Source organism: Flavobacterium sp. MMS24-S5, assembly GCF_050320125.1.
GTDB lineage: Bacteria > Bacteroidota > Bacteroidia > Flavobacteriales > Flavobacteriaceae > Flavobacterium > Flavobacterium tyrosinilyticum.
Map to the genome: position 1 here is coordinate 1,743,440 of NZ_CP190016.1, position 14,308 is coordinate 1,757,747.

Consider the following 14,308-nt stretch of genomic DNA (forward strand, 5'->3'; position numbering starts at 1 on the left):
AATTTGGAATTTTCTTTTTTGGTGCTTAACGCTTGGAATTTGGAATTTAAAAATTGTAATTTTATAACATGAGTAATTTAGACGATATATTAAAATCCCGCCGAGACACCCGACATTTTACAACAGATGAAGTTCCAGACGAAGTAATTCAGAAAGCGTTACAAGCTGGCCATTGGGCACCTTCTGTCGGATTAACCGATGCTACAAGATATTTTCTGATTAAGTCAGACGAGGTTAAAACGTCTATTAAAAAGCTTTTTTTAGATTATAATAAAAAAGCCGAAGAGCTTACTGACAATCCTGAACAGAAAGAACTTTACAGATCACTAAAACTCGAAGCAATTGAAGAAGCACCAATCGGACTTATAATTGCTTATGACCGTTCGGTTCTAAATCAGTTTACGATTGGTACAATTGGCAGTAACGAAGCCGTAAAATTCAGCTCAGTTTGTGCCGCGCAAAACATTTGGCTTTCGCTGACAGAACAAGGTTATGGAATGGGTTGGGTTTCGATTCTCAATTATTATCAGTTTAAAAAAATTCTTGATTTACCCGAAAACATAGAACCTCTGGGATATTTCTGCATCGGAAAACCAGCCACCAATTACAACAATCAGCCAATGCTGCAACAATTGCATTGGAAACAAAAATCGGAAGCGCCTATTTGTACCGAAATCAAAGAAATTCATCAAATAAATGTTCCAGATTTTGATTTGAAATCAGAAAACGAAATACAAAACAAATCTGATTTCCATACACTTTTACAAGAAAAAATAGATTCAAAAACAAAACCTGTGGGTTCTTTAGGAACGTTAGAATCTTTGGCCTTTCAAATGGCAACAGTTTTTGAAACTTTAAATCCAAAAATCGTAAAACCAAATATTATCGTTTTTGCAGCCGATCACGGAATTGCAAATCATGGCGTAAGTGATTATCCGCAGGATGTTACTCGACAAATGGTCAATAATTTTCTGGATGGTGGCGCGGCAATAAACGTTTTCTGCAAACAAAATAATATTGAATTGTCGATTGTAGATTCAGGCGTCAACTATGATTTTCCAACTAATGCCAAATTAATCGATGCTAAAATTGCAAAAGGAACTCAATCTTTTTTACACGTTCCCGCAATGAGCGAATCGGAAGTTCATTTCTGTTTTGAGAAAGGAAAATCGATTGTTGAAAATATTGCAAAATCCGGCTCAAACTGCATTGGTTTTGGCGAAATGGGAATTGGAAATACTTCAACCGCTTCTGTTTTAATGAGCCTTTTAACCGGTTTTCCTATTCAAGAATGTATCGGAAAAGGAACTGGAGTTGAAAACGAAAAACTGCTTTTAAAGCAAAATTTACTTAAAAAAGCATTAGATAATTATTCCGGTCAAACCGAATTAATCTCGCAACTTTCCTATTTTGGCGGTTTTGAGATTCTTCAAATGGCTGGCGGAATGTTGGCTGCTTTTGATCATAAAATGCTAATTCTCGTTGATGGTTTCATTTGTACTGTGGCCTATTTAATTGCTTCCAATATAAATCCGAATATCAAACAAAATGCTGTTTTTTGCCATTGCTCTGCTGAAAAAGCGCATTCGGAAATGCTAAATTATTTAGAAGCAAAACCTATTTTAAATCTCGATTTACGTTTGGGAGAAGGAACTGGCTGTGCTGTCGCGTTTCCTATTTTAAAATCGGCTGAAGCTTTTTTGAATGAAATGGCGAGTTTTGAAAGCGCGAGCATAAGTAGGAAATAACTTTCTTTTAAGATTTAAAGTTCATAACTTTGAATTTCTAATTAAAGTTATTTATTACATGCCTTTTACAAAAATTTATATTCATTGTGTTTGGAGTACCAAAAACAGATTTCCTTTTTTAAATTCAGCTGATCTTCGTCAAAAAGTGTGGCATCACATGAAAGAAAATGCATTAAATAAAGAAATTTATCTTCATTTCATTAGTGGATATTCTGATCATTGCCATTGTTTAATTTCATTAGGTAATAATCAGACTCTTCAGAAAACAATACAGCTATTAAAAGGTGAATCTTCATATTGGATTAATAAAAATCAATTGACTAGAGATAAATTTGAATGGCAGGATGAATATTTTGCAGTTTCAGTTTCAGAATCTATTGTAGATAAAGTTCGGGATTATATTAAAAATCAAGAAGAGCATCATAAAAAGAAAACATTTCAAGAAGAATATGAAGAATTTATGACCAAATTTGGATTTAAACAATCTTAAGAAAAATTTGGCTAAAGCCAATCTTTGTCCTTATAAATAAACCAACATCTAAAGATGTTGGCAATTCATAGAAATTATTCTTTTAAAATTTTACTTTTAAATTGCCTCCAGATTTATCTGGAGGTTATAAATTTGCTCCTAAAGAGGGCTTTAGCCAAACAATCATAATCAAATGAAATGTGAAGAATTTTAGTCAATTTTGGATGTAAGCAATCTCAATAAAATTTGGCTAAAGCCAATCTTTGTGCCTTAAATAAACCAACATCTAAAGATGTTGGCAATTCATAGAAATCATTTTTTTAAAATTTTATTTTTGATTTGCCTCCAGATTTATCTGGAGGTTATAAATTTGCTCCTAAAGAGGGCTTTAGCCAAACAATCATAATCAAATGAAAAAAGAACTACATATTTTCTTCACCTGTTTAATGTTTTACACCAGAATTCCGTGTCCAAAAAACATTACACATCATCCAGATTATTTAAATAAAGCCACAAGATATTTCCCTTTTATTGGTTGGATTGTTGGGAGTATTTCCTTTCTGGCTTTTTATCTTTTTTCATTTTTTCTTTCAACGGAAATTGCTATTATATTGTCAATGATTACTTCTATTTTAACAACCGGAGCTTTTCACGAAGACGGATTTGCCGATGTCTGTGATGGTTTTGGCGGAGGCTGAGCCAAAGAAAAAATCTTAATGATTATGAAAGACAGCGCTATTGGTGTTTATGGAGCAATCGGATTGGTTTTGCTTTTTCTCTTAAAATTCAAACTTCTTTCAGAATCCATTCTACTTTTCACCAATAACATTTTATTAATTTTTCTTTTGTTCATTTCTGCTCATTCACTAAGTCGTCTGGCAGCAATAAGCATTATTTTTACACACGAATATTCTCGTGATGATGCTTCAAGCAAAAGCAAACCAATCGCTAAACAATATACTTGGAAAGAAGTTTTTGGATCATTCTTTTTTGGATTAATTCCGCTGCTTGTATTTTCTTATTTTGATTTAAAATTTCTTCTGGCTATAATTCCCGTTTTTATAACTCGATATTTTTTAGCTCGATATTTTCAGAAATGGATTGACGGTTATACAGGAGATTGTCTTGGCGCTACACAACAGGTTTGCGAAGTGATATTTTATTTAAGCATTTTATTTTTATGGAAATTTATCTAGTTCGCCATACCGAAACCATCTGCGAAAAAGGAATCTGTTATGGACAATCAGATGTTGATATTGCAACGCCATTTGATGAAATTTTCGGCAGAATTATTTCTGAGCTTCCTTCAGAGGCCATTATCTTCTCTAGTCCTTTAAAGCGCTGTGTTATTTTAGCAAAACACATTCAAGAAAATATTAAAAGTATTTCTTATCACGAAGACGAACGCTTAAAAGAAATGAATTTTGGCGATTGGGAATTGAAAAGCTGGAACGAAATTCCGTCTGAAGAACTCAACCCGTGGATGGAAGATTTTGTGAATATCAAAGTTTCAAACGGAGAATCTTTTGTTGAATTACATGAAAGAGTTGGTAATTTTTTATCTGATACCATTTCAAAAACAAACCAGCCAATTGTAATTGTTGCTCATGCCGGAATCATCAGAAGTATTTTATGCTATCAGAGTTCATTGCCGTTAAAAGAAGCTTTCAATAATAAAGTTGATTTCGGAGAAGTTATAAAAATCGATTTTTAATGCAAATAATTTATAATTTTTCATTAAACATAAAACAAATTTGAATAATCAGTATTTTTAACTTTATCTTTGCAGCAAATTAAGGTTGTGTTTTTAATTCAAAAACACATTAAAAGGGAATCAAGTAATTTCTTGAGCTGTACCCGCAACTGTAAGCTAAGTTCACAAAAATGAATGCTTGCTGTAACTACATCACCACTGTCACGCCCCGCGTGATGGGAAGGTAAACAGCAAGACGCAAGCCAGGAGACCTGCCTTTGTAACAATTTATCGAGCTCTCGGGAAAAAGAGTGAAGGAATTATGACTTTAAAACGACTTCTTGCTTTTTGTTCATTTGTAATGTGCCAGATTCTTTCGGCGCAGAGTGATTCTATTACCAGCTTGAAAGAAGTATTGGTTTCAGACAAAAATTTAAAAAACTATTCGGTTTCACAATCTGTTTTAAAATTAAACGATTCTGTTATTGGCAAAAACGAAGCTCTTCTAACCGATTTATTAAACTTTAATTCTACGATTTACTTTAAAGAATACGGTCGCGGAATGTTATCTACCGTCGCTTTTAGAGGAACAACTTCTTCTCAGACCGCAGTAATATGGAACGGAATTAACATTAATTCCCAAATGAACGGAAGCACCGATTTTAATACCATTTCAGGTTCCGATTACAATTCGATAAGCGTAAAAGCGGGTGGCGGAAGCGTGATTTACGGAAGCGGTGCAGTTGGAGGAACAGTGCATTTAAACAACGATTTGTTGTTTTCTAATCGTTTTGAGAATAATTTAAGACTAGATTACGGTAGTTTTAATACGATTGGGATTAATTATAAAACTTCTATTTCAAACAAAAAATGGAGTGCCCAAATTGGATTATCAAAAAACAGCTCAACAAACGATTATAAATATCTGAATCAGTACAACTGGAAAGGCGAACAGCGCTGGAACCAAAATGGCCAATATGATATTATTACGGTAAGCGCCAATGCGGGTTATAAAATTAATGCCAAAAACATTCTAAAATTATATACCCAAACCTCAAATACAGATAGAAATACTTCTTTAGTTTCCGAATCGGAAATGAAAAGTAAGTATGTTAATGGTTTTAATAGAAACTTACTAGAATATGACGGTAACTTTGGGAAGTTTACTACCAATTTAAAAACTGCTTATATTTTCGAGAACTATCAATATTATGCCGATAATTCGAGTAATATTTATACTTACGGAAAAACAGAGAGCTTTATTACAAAAGCAGACTTAGGATATCAATTATTCAAATCATTGCAAGTAAACGGAATTTTGGACTATAATCGAACTAAAGGATATGGTTCTGGTTTTGGTGATAATGTGAGAGAAATAAGTTCTGCCGCTTTGCTTGTTAAACAAGACGCTTCAGTTAATTGGAAAAACGAATTTGGCATTCGAAAAGAATTCACAGACAACTACCAATCTCCTGTCCTATTTTCAGTTGGTTCTTCTTATCAGTTTGGGAAATTATATAATTTGAAATTAAATGCATCACGAAATTTCAGAATACCAACCTTCAATGATTTGTACTGGGAAGAAGGCGGAAATCCAGACTTAAAACCTGAAAGCTCCTATCAAGCAGAAATAGGCAATGTTTTTACTTTTCAAAATTTTAATATAACGCAGACCTTTTATTACATGAAAATAAAAGATTTGTTGAGATGGGTTCCTGGAACAAATGGAATTTGGATGCCACAAAATACAGACAAAGTAAATAGCTATGGAGCAGAAACATTGTTGAGTTGGAAAAAAAATTATGGCAAAAACAACTTGACTGCAAATGCAACTTATGCTTATACCATCTCAGAAAATGTTGAAACCAAAAAACAATTATTTTTTGTTCCTTTTAATAAAGTCACAGCTTCTGTTGCTTACTCAAGAAAAAACATTTCTGCCTATTATCAATTTCTTTATAATGGCTTTGTCTATACGCAATCTGACAACAATCCTGATAAAATTGTTGATGCCTACAATGTATCAAATATTGGAATTGATTACGATTTTAAACTTTTGTCTTCTTTTAAAGTAGGATTTCAAGTTCTAAATCTTTGGAATACATTTTATCAAAGTTTAGAATATAGACCAATGCCAGGAAGGAATTTTAATTTGTACTTAAACCTTAAATTTTAATATAATGAAACTAACTAGATTATTTTTAGTAGCACTTAGCGTTTCGCTTTTTGTTTCTTGTTCTAATGACGATGACTCCAATGATCCAAAAGGAGTTTATGATGATGGAATTTTCATCTTAAATGAGGGAAATTTTACTGATGGAGGTTCTGTTTCTTTTGTTAGTGACGATTTAAATACTTTCACAAAAGATGTATACAGTACTGTAAATGGTTCTGATTTTGTTGGAAAATATCTTCAGAATATCTTTTTTGATGGAGATAAAGCATACATCATTGCTGGAGGTTCTAATGTTATAAATGTAGTAAATCGTTATACATTTAAACTTGAAGCAAAAATTGAGACTGGATTAATTACTCCTAGATACGGTGTTGTAAAAGACGGAAAAGCTTATGTAACTAATGCTAATACTTATGCATCGAACACAAACCCAGCTGGTAATACAGATGATTTTATAGCTGTTATCAATTTAGCTACAAACAAAGTAGAATCTACAATTGCTTTAAACGCAACGGCTAACCATATTGAAGTTTACAACAATAAGCTATATGTAACTGAACCTTACAATAACGATAAATTACTTGTAGTAAATCCAGCAACAAACAAGCTTGAAACTTCTTTAGCTATTGGTTTAGGAGCAGATACAATGGAAATTAAAGATGGTGTTTTATACACTATTAGAAGCTCATACGGAGAAAGAAGTGAAATTATAAAAGTAAAATTATCTGACAATTCTATCAGCAAAATTACTTTTCCAGAATCTCTTGATGGAGTTAGAAACCTAGACATTTACAACAATAAAATATACTACACTCTAGAAACTGCAGTTTACGCTATGGATTACACCGCAACATCAGCTTCTACAACTCCAATTTTCGAATACAGCTCAACTTCTGAGTACGGAAAAATGTATGGTTTTGCTGTAAAAGATGATAGAATCTTTATTGCAGATGGTGGTGATTTTGCTTCAAGCAGTAAAGCTTATATTTATAATTTAAGCGGAAGCTTATTAAAAGAATTAACTGTTGGTTTAGGTCCAAATGGATTCTACTTTAACGATTAATTTTACCCTTAGAATTAGTTTTTGTTTTTTTATGGAAAAGGCTTTCATCATGCACTGCCCCCAAAAAGTTAGACGCTATTTGGGGGCATTTTTATGGAAAGAAAAGTCAAGCACAGCTATGAATTCAAACTTGAGTGTGTAGAATTAGTAGTTGTTAAACATTATTCATTTGCATTAGCATCTAGCGAGAAAGGAACCAGCAAATCTAATATACGCAAATGGGTCAGTTTTTACAGGGAATATGGAAGGGCAGGTTTAATGTCACGAAAAAATCAGGTTTATCCGATTGGTTTTAAATTAAAGGTTTTAAAGTCAATTTGCAGGGATTCATTATCTTTAAGAGAAGCTCGTTTGCGATTTAACATTCCTTCGGATTCAATTATCATTAAATGGAAAAAAGATTTTGCTAATTTTGGTTTAGAAGGATTAAAACTAAAACCAAAAGGGAGACCAAAATCTATGAGTGATTTTAAAGATAAAAAAAGTAAATCTGAAAAACCTTTAACCAGGGAAGAAGAACTTCTGTTGGAGAATGAAGCATTACGCTGTGAAATTGATTATCTAAAAAAGTTACAAGCCTTAATTCAAGCCGAAGAAAAAGCCAAAAATCGCAAGTCATAATGGAATTAAGGCATCGCTATGATTTAAAATTACTTTTAAATTGCAGTAATGTGGCGCGCAGCAGTTTTTATTATTATCAAAAACAGAGTAAAACAGCTGATAAATACAAAAAAGTAAAAGAACTTATAAAATCAATTTATTCTAAGCATAAGGGGCGTTACGGATACAGGAGGATCACTAGTGAGTTAAAGCTTCAAGGGATAATCATCAATCATAAAACAGTTTTAAGGCTAATGAAATCGTTGGGATTAAAAAGCCTGATCAGAGTTAAAAAATATAAATCCTATAAAGGAGAACAAGGCAGGATTGCCCCAAATATTCTGAGCAGAAACTTTAAAGCATCAGTGCCTAATCAAAAATGGGCGACCGATATAACTGAATTTAACGTCTCAGGAAAAAAATTATATTTATCACCAATAATTGATTTGTTTAATGGAGAAATAGTTAGTTATGAACTGGCTGAAAGACCTGTATTTAATCAGGTAGCCGTGATGCTTGAAAAAGCATTTAAGAAAATACCCGACAATACTAATTTAACGCTGCACTCTGATCAAGGATGGCAGTATCAAATGAAACAGTACCAATGCTTATTAAAAGAAAAAGGAATTAAACAGAGTATGTCCAGAAAAGGAAATTGTCTTGACAATGCAATTATTGAAAACTTCTTTGGAACATTAAAATCAGAGTTGTTTTATCTTAAAAAATACAGTTCCATTGGTCAATTAAAACAGGAGATTATTGAGTATATTAATTATTATAATAATGACAGAATAAAACTTAATCTAAAAGCAATGAGCCCGATACAATATCGAGCTCATTATTATAAAACTTAATTATTAATTTGTCTAAACTTTTGGGTGCAGTCTATCACTGAAAGCCTTTTCTATTTATTACAAGATTTTTTAAAAATTCTTTGGAGCATTTTGAAAATACATTCCGTGTCTTAATCCGTTTATAATTTTTGAATCGGTCAAATAAGGATGTTCTGGTTCAGAATCGTTTAGAACTCTTCTAGCAGAAACACCTGTAATTTTTGAAATAGCTAGATTAAGCAAAGGTTCAGACGTTTCTCCTAAAACTCCATAAGTATCCAAATATTCTCTTTGTACATAAGTAGGCTGCAAACCTTGAGTATAATCTCCAAAACCTGCAGAATTTGAAATTTTAAATACTAAAGGTTGCATTGCATATTTATGATTTGGATTAATTCCTTTTTTAGTAAATAAAGTTTCTGAATCATAAATGGTATACGATCCCACATTTTTACCTGTCGTAGTTTCTCCAATCTGAACGACATTAATATAAGGCGTTAATCCGTTAACAACCAATTCGCTGGCAGATGCTGTACTAGCCGTTGTGATAATATAAACTGTAGTTAGGTTTAAGCTATTTAGCGCTTTTCCTTCAATATTATTTACAAATCTGTAATTCAAACTTTCCAAATCATCAGCAGTCATATCTTTCATCCACTTTGTATTGAACTGCGTTTTAGCAAAAATCTGATTGTCAAACTGTCCTGTAATCATACTAGAAAGTCTAATAGAAGATGTAACAGATCCTCCTCCATTATATCGAAGATCTAAAACTAAATCTGTTATTCCTTGCGATTTGAATTCGCCAAAGGCCTGATTTAATTTATCGTCATATCCAGGATAAAAACCATTATACAATAAATAACCAATTTTATGGCTACCAGAAGGAATCACTTTACTGATTAAAATAGGATTTTCTTCTAAAACAGTTTTCGTCAAATCAACCGATTTTCCATTCAAAACATAACTGCTTCCATTATAATCTGCCAAGTTTAGCGTATAACTATCCTTATTCAATAATAATTCTTGATAATTTGAAACCGTAAGTTTCACACCATTTACACTCGTAAATAAATCACCACGCTTAATTGCTTTAGTAGAAGCATCAGAATTTGGAATAATATATCGTACAAAACCTACTACATCATTCGATCCTGAAGATACGCGACTCAATCTAAAATCGACACCATTATTTTTTGTAACACCGCTTAACTCCTGTTCTAAAACAGTATAATCTTCAACAATCCAACTGAAACGGTCAATGGCATCGCCGTTTGGATATTTGCTCACTGGCTTGTTCAATAAATCTTCAAACAAATCCTCTGGATGAGAATATCCTCTTAAAAACTGATTAAAATTGGGTTGCAAATTACGTCCATCTGCTAGATTGGGCACATCGGCCTGCCATAAGTAGACTTCATTTAGTCCTCTCCAAATAAAATTATTAATCTGCAAGTCTGCTGGAGCTGCAACATCATCTTGATCTTCACATGACTGTAAAGAAAATGCGAATAAAAAGAGAAGAAGAATACTCTTTAAATTTGTTTTCATATCGTGTAGGTTATCTATATTCTGAATAAACGTAAAAGTAGTATCTTTAGTTTTAGCTTTATCCTTAAAGCAGTATTTTTTTTACATAAAAAATATTTTCTTTTTTGTTGTAACAAATATAATTGTATCTCGTCTTGAATATATAAGCTAACGATTAACCATCAGATTAATGAACCAAATTGTATTTATAGAATTAATAAATCCTTTTAAAGACAAAGTTTTTCGTCTGGCAAAAAGATTGCTTACTAGCACCGAAGAAGCAGAAGATGCAACTCAGGAAGTAATGGTAAAATTATGGAACAAAAAAGACAATCTGCAAAGCTATAATAGCGTAGAAGCATTGGCGATGACTATGACCAAAAATTATTGTCTCGATCAGCTAAAATCTAAAAGAGCTAGCAATCTGCAAATTGTCCACAACAACTTTACCGATCGGCAGCCTCAATTGGATAAAAAACTGGAAGATCAAGACAGTTTAGAATGGGTTGAAAAAATTATAAATGAGATGCCCGAACAAATGCAATTATTAATTCAGCTACGAGATGTGGAGCAATATGAATTTGAAGAAATAGCCAAAATCGTAAATATGAACGAAACAGCAATACGAGTGGCACTTTCTAGAGCGAGAAAAAAAATTAGAGAATCAATGACAAATACACACCTTTATGGAACTAAATAAAATAGAAAATATATTAGAAAAATACTTTCAGGGAGAAACTTCTATTGCTGAGGAAAATCAATTAAAAGAATATTTCTCTTCACCAAATGTTGCGCAGCATTTGGAGCAATACAAACCTATGTTTGGATATTTCTCTCAAGCAAAAGAACAGAAATCAACGTATGAAATTCCACTACAATCTAAAAAACGTAACGTAGCGTGGTTATCGATTGCGGCATCAGCTGTTGTTTTGCTGGGAATTGGAACCTATTATTTTGCGAGCGAACAAAAAAACACTACTGCAGTAGCTTCGAAAACAGAATTAGGAACCTACGATGATCCCGAAGAAGCTTTAAAAGCAACTCAAAAGGCCTTGGCTTTATTATCAAACAATGTTAATGTAGGTATAGAAAGTGTACAGTACATTAATGAATTCGAACAATCAAAAAACAAAATTTTTAAACAGTAATTAAACACAAAAATAGTCATGAAATCAACGATTCACGAATACCAAAAAAGCAATAAACTAAGTATGAGTAAAAATTTCATTATAACTTTAGTATTCGCATTAGTAAGCACAACATTCTACGCCCAAGGCGCTTTTGACAAATTTGATGGTCAAGATGAAGTAACCTCGGTAATTGTAAACAAAAAAATGTTTGATTTAATGAGCAAAGTAAAAGTTGATGCTTCTGATAAAGAAACACAGCAGTATATTGCTCTAATTAAAAAACTGGATTATTTAAAAGTGTTTACCACTAAAAATCCAAAAATCGAAGCAGACATGAAAGCTACTGCCGACAAATATGTAAAAACTGCCGGACTAGAAGAATTAATGCGTGTAAATGATGGTGGAAAAAATGTTAGAATAATGGTAAAATCTGGCGCTACAGATACTCAAATAAGAGAATTATTAATGTATGTTGATGGTGCAAAAAACGATGAAACTGTTTTATTATCTTTAACTGGTAATTTTGATCTAAACGAAATCTCAGTATTAACAGATAAAATGCAACTTCCTGGGGGTACAGACTTAAAGAAAGCTTCTAAAGGTAAAAAATAACAATGAGAACAAATATTTTCATCCTAGCACTTACAGCTCTTCTTACTCTAGGAAGCTGTAATTCTGAACCAACATTGCAAAAGTACTTTGTTGAAAATTCGGAGAAAAAAGATTTCATAGCATTAGATGTTTCACCAAACATCCTGAATGTGGATAAAACAAAATTATCTGCAGAGCAAAGCGAAGCTTTAAATTCGTTTGACAAAATGAATATTCTAGCTTTCAAAGCTGATCAAAACAACCAGGCACAGTTTGAGACAGAACGAAACAAAGTAAAAGCCATATTAAAAGATCCGAAATATCAAGAGTTAATGAAAATTGGTTCTGGCAAAGACGGTGCTTCTGTTAGCTATGTTGGAAGTGATGATAATATTAAAGAGTTTATCATTTTTGCCAATAGAAAAGAAAATGGGTTTGCTGTAGTTAGGGTTTTAGGCGAAAACATGAATCCAAACAACATTATGACTTTAATGTCTGTTTTACAGAAATCTAAAATAGATATGGAGCAGTTAAAACCTTTAGAACAATTACTTAAAAAATAATACAATCTTACTTTTTAAAATTAAGAAAGCTCCAATATATTGGAGCTTTTTTTATAACATCTTCTAAGATTATACTTATTAATTTATTTGCATTTTCATTTTGCCATTAATCAAATTTAATTACATTTACGAACTGAGATTATAAAAAAAAAACTCAAAAATCTAATTTAACCAGAATTAATATGATACAAAAAACTTCAAATGCCTTTATTGCGGCATCTTGGGTAGCTCTTGGAGCTGGAACTGTCGGTTTTATCGTTGGACTAGCAAGAGCTGAAATGCTATTGAATGAAAAAGGATACTATTTTACTGTTCTAATGTTCGGTCTTTTTGCCGTAGTTTCTTTGCAAAAGAGCGTAAGAGACAGACTTGAGAAACTTCCTGTAACAGATATTTATTACGGAATCTGCTGGTTCGGAACATTACTTTCAATCGTTCTTTTGATTGTTGGATTATGGAATGCAACAATTCTTCCTAGCGAAAAAGGTTTCTATGCTTTTGCTTTTTTACTAGCATTGTTTGGTGCTATTTCAGTTCAAAAAAATACTAGAGATAATATGAGCTTTAATCAGGTTGAGTAAAGTTTAAATCAATAAAAAAATAGTATTAGGCTTCATTTAAAAAAATGAGGCTTTTTTTATGTGAAATTTCAATTGTTAGCATTAAAATCAGACTTCTTTTTAACTAAACAAAAGTGTCTCAATAGTATAGTAAATTAAAAATACAATCTTCAAAATATATTTTCTTACAAAAAAAATAATTTATTCACTTAAAATTATATCTTTGACCAAACCCTAAATATACTATATGAAAAAAATTTTACTCTTTACATTATTATCAGCATTTGGCGCAAATGCACAAACTCCAACCGATTACGTAACTACAGGATTTAACACTCCAACCGGGATTGCTTTTGATGCTTCTGGAAATTTATTTGTTGCTGACTTCTACACTTACAAAGTAACAAAAGTTACACCTCAATTAGTACAAAGCAATTTTGCAACAGTAAATGGTACACCACAACAAATTGCTTTTGACAAGAGTGGAAATCTTTGGATGGCAGGATTTGGTTTCATTCAGGAAATAGAAAAAATTACGCCATCAGGAGTAGTTACGGCGTATCCAGCAAGTGGAAGCCCTTACGGGATTGCCATCGATGCAGACGACAATGTATTTTACTCTGAATCAAATTCAGGAAACATCAAAAAAAGAACTGCTGCAGGAGTAACTTCAACTTTTGCTACAGATTTTTCCCAGCCTAATGGTTTAGCATTTGACAAATCAGGTAATTTACTTGTTGCTGACAAACTAGATGGTGTAGTTAAAAAAATCACACCAGCAGGTGTCGTAAGTACATTAATTTCAGGAATTAGTAACCCGACGAACTTAGTTGTCGCAGGAAATGGCGATTTGTATATTTCTACAGGTTCACTAAGAAATATTTACCGTTTCCCTGCCGGAGGAGTAGACGGAGACGAAGAACTATTTATCAAATTGAGTATCAACGACAATGCAGCTCAAATGGCAATTTATGATGGAGCTCTTTACGTTAGTACAAGCTCTAGCACTAAAAAAGTTATTAAAATCACATCTCCAACTTTAGGTTTAGGTGATATCAAAAAAACTGAAAAAGGTCTTGCAATATATCCAAACCCAGCAACAGATTTTGTACACATTGAAAATGGTAGCGATGTTACAATCGAAACTATTGACTTGTATGATGTGACAGGAAGAAACGTTAAAAGCTACAAGTCTACAGATGTCAAAGACAATGTTATTTCTGTATCGAATGTAGTTCCAGGAAATTATATTTTAAAAATAAACAATACTTCTAAGAAGATTATTGTGAAGTAATAAAATGTTCTAAAACAAAAAGCTCCAATTTACATTGGAGCTTTTCTTTTATAATAGA

Annotated in this window: 13 protein-coding genes, 1 pseudogene and 1 riboswitch; of the genes and pseudogenes, 13 read left to right on the forward strand and 1 reads right to left on the reverse strand. The window is 32.3% G+C overall.

Translation table 11 applies throughout. The features are described 5' to 3' along the window. The first annotated feature begins 68 nt into the window (after positions 1–68). From cobT to ACPWTF_RS07910, 7 genes and pseudogenes are all read left to right on the forward strand, one after another. A complete protein-coding gene (gene cobT, locus ACPWTF_RS07880; protein ID WP_427875055.1) occupies positions 69–1,748 on the forward strand; it encodes a nicotinate-nucleotide--dimethylbenzimidazole phosphoribosyltransferase in 1,680 nt (559 codons plus the stop codon). Between the two features lie 58 nt (positions 1,749–1,806). Further along, complete coding sequence (tnpA, locus tag ACPWTF_RS07885) at positions 1,807–2,238, forward strand: IS200/IS605 family transposase (RefSeq protein WP_427875056.1); 432 nt, start codon at positions 1,807–1,809, stop codon at positions 2,236–2,238. Positions 2,239–2,627: 389 nt separating this feature from the next. Continuing rightward, positions 2,628–3,413, forward strand: a pseudogene (locus ACPWTF_RS07890) (adenosylcobinamide-GDP ribazoletransferase). Beyond that, on the forward strand, positions 3,398–3,931 hold the full coding sequence (gene cobC / locus ACPWTF_RS07895) for an alpha-ribazole phosphatase (protein WP_427875057.1): 534 nt from the start codon (positions 3,398–3,400) through the stop codon (positions 3,929–3,931). The pseudogene ACPWTF_RS07890 and the gene cobC overlap by 16 nt, the downstream one beginning before the upstream one ends. A 65-nt stretch (positions 3,932–3,996) precedes the next feature. Beyond that, positions 3,997–4,204: riboswitch (cobalamin riboswitch) on the forward strand. Between the two features lie 28 nt (positions 4,205–4,232). Continuing rightward, the gene (locus ACPWTF_RS07900; RefSeq protein WP_427875058.1) at positions 4,233–6,086 is read left to right on the forward strand and encodes a TonB-dependent receptor plug domain-containing protein; all 1,854 of its coding nucleotides are present in this window, start codon (positions 4,233–4,235) and stop codon (positions 6,084–6,086) included. 4 nt (positions 6,087–6,090) lie between these two features. After that, positions 6,091–7,149 carry a DUF5074 domain-containing protein gene (locus tag ACPWTF_RS07905; protein ID WP_427875059.1) on the forward strand — a complete coding sequence of 353 codons (1,059 nt, stop codon included), beginning with the start codon at positions 6,091–6,093 and terminating at the stop codon, positions 7,147–7,149. 93 nt (positions 7,150–7,242) lie between these two features. Beyond that, a protein-coding gene (locus tag ACPWTF_RS07910; RefSeq protein ID WP_427872395.1) for an IS3 family transposase occupies positions 7,243–8,603 on the forward strand; the annotation gives its coding sequence in 2 pieces (ribosomal slippage) (positions 7,243–7,726 and positions 7,726–8,603; 1,362 coding nt in all). 69 nt (positions 8,604–8,672) lie between these two features. On the opposite strand, the gene ACPWTF_RS07915 is transcribed toward ACPWTF_RS07910, so the two are convergent. Next, positions 8,673–10,133 (reverse strand): S41 family peptidase, encoded by a 1,461-nt coding sequence (locus ACPWTF_RS07915; RefSeq protein ID WP_427875061.1) that lies wholly within the window; start codon positions 10,131–10,133, stop codon positions 8,673–8,675. Between the two features lie 169 nt (positions 10,134–10,302). Here ACPWTF_RS07915 and ACPWTF_RS07920 point away from each other — a divergent pair, with 169 nt between their 5' ends. The 6 genes from ACPWTF_RS07920 to ACPWTF_RS07945 all read left to right on the forward strand — a co-directional run bounded on the left by ACPWTF_RS07920 (position 10,303) and on the right by ACPWTF_RS07945 (position 14,250). After that, positions 10,303–10,812: an RNA polymerase sigma factor gene (locus ACPWTF_RS07920; protein ID WP_427875062.1), complete on the forward strand. Its 510-nt coding sequence runs from the start codon at positions 10,303–10,305 to the stop codon at positions 10,810–10,812. Further along, positions 10,799–11,260, forward strand: a complete 462-nt coding sequence (locus ACPWTF_RS07925) for a hypothetical protein (protein WP_427875063.1) — start codon at positions 10,799–10,801, stop codon at positions 11,258–11,260. Before ACPWTF_RS07920 ends, ACPWTF_RS07925 begins: the two co-directional genes overlap by 14 nt. An 18-nt stretch (positions 11,261–11,278) precedes the next feature. Continuing rightward, positions 11,279–11,854, forward strand: a complete 576-nt coding sequence (locus tag ACPWTF_RS07930; protein ID WP_250837240.1) for a DUF4252 domain-containing protein — start codon at positions 11,279–11,281, stop codon at positions 11,852–11,854. 2 nt (positions 11,855–11,856) lie between these two features. Further along, positions 11,857–12,396 (forward strand): DUF4252 domain-containing protein, encoded by a 540-nt coding sequence (locus ACPWTF_RS07935; RefSeq protein ID WP_427875064.1) that lies wholly within the window; start codon positions 11,857–11,859, stop codon positions 12,394–12,396. Positions 12,397–12,578: 182 nt separating this feature from the next. Continuing rightward, positions 12,579–12,977, forward strand: coding sequence for an inner membrane protein YiaA (yiaA, locus tag ACPWTF_RS07940; RefSeq protein WP_427875065.1), 399 nt, complete (start codon positions 12,579–12,581; stop codon positions 12,975–12,977). A gap of 226 nt (positions 12,978–13,203) precedes the next feature. Next, complete coding sequence (locus ACPWTF_RS07945) at positions 13,204–14,250, forward strand: T9SS type A sorting domain-containing protein (protein ID WP_427875066.1); 1,047 nt, start codon at positions 13,204–13,206, stop codon at positions 14,248–14,250. The last annotated feature ends 58 nt before the right edge of the window (positions 14,251–14,308 follow it).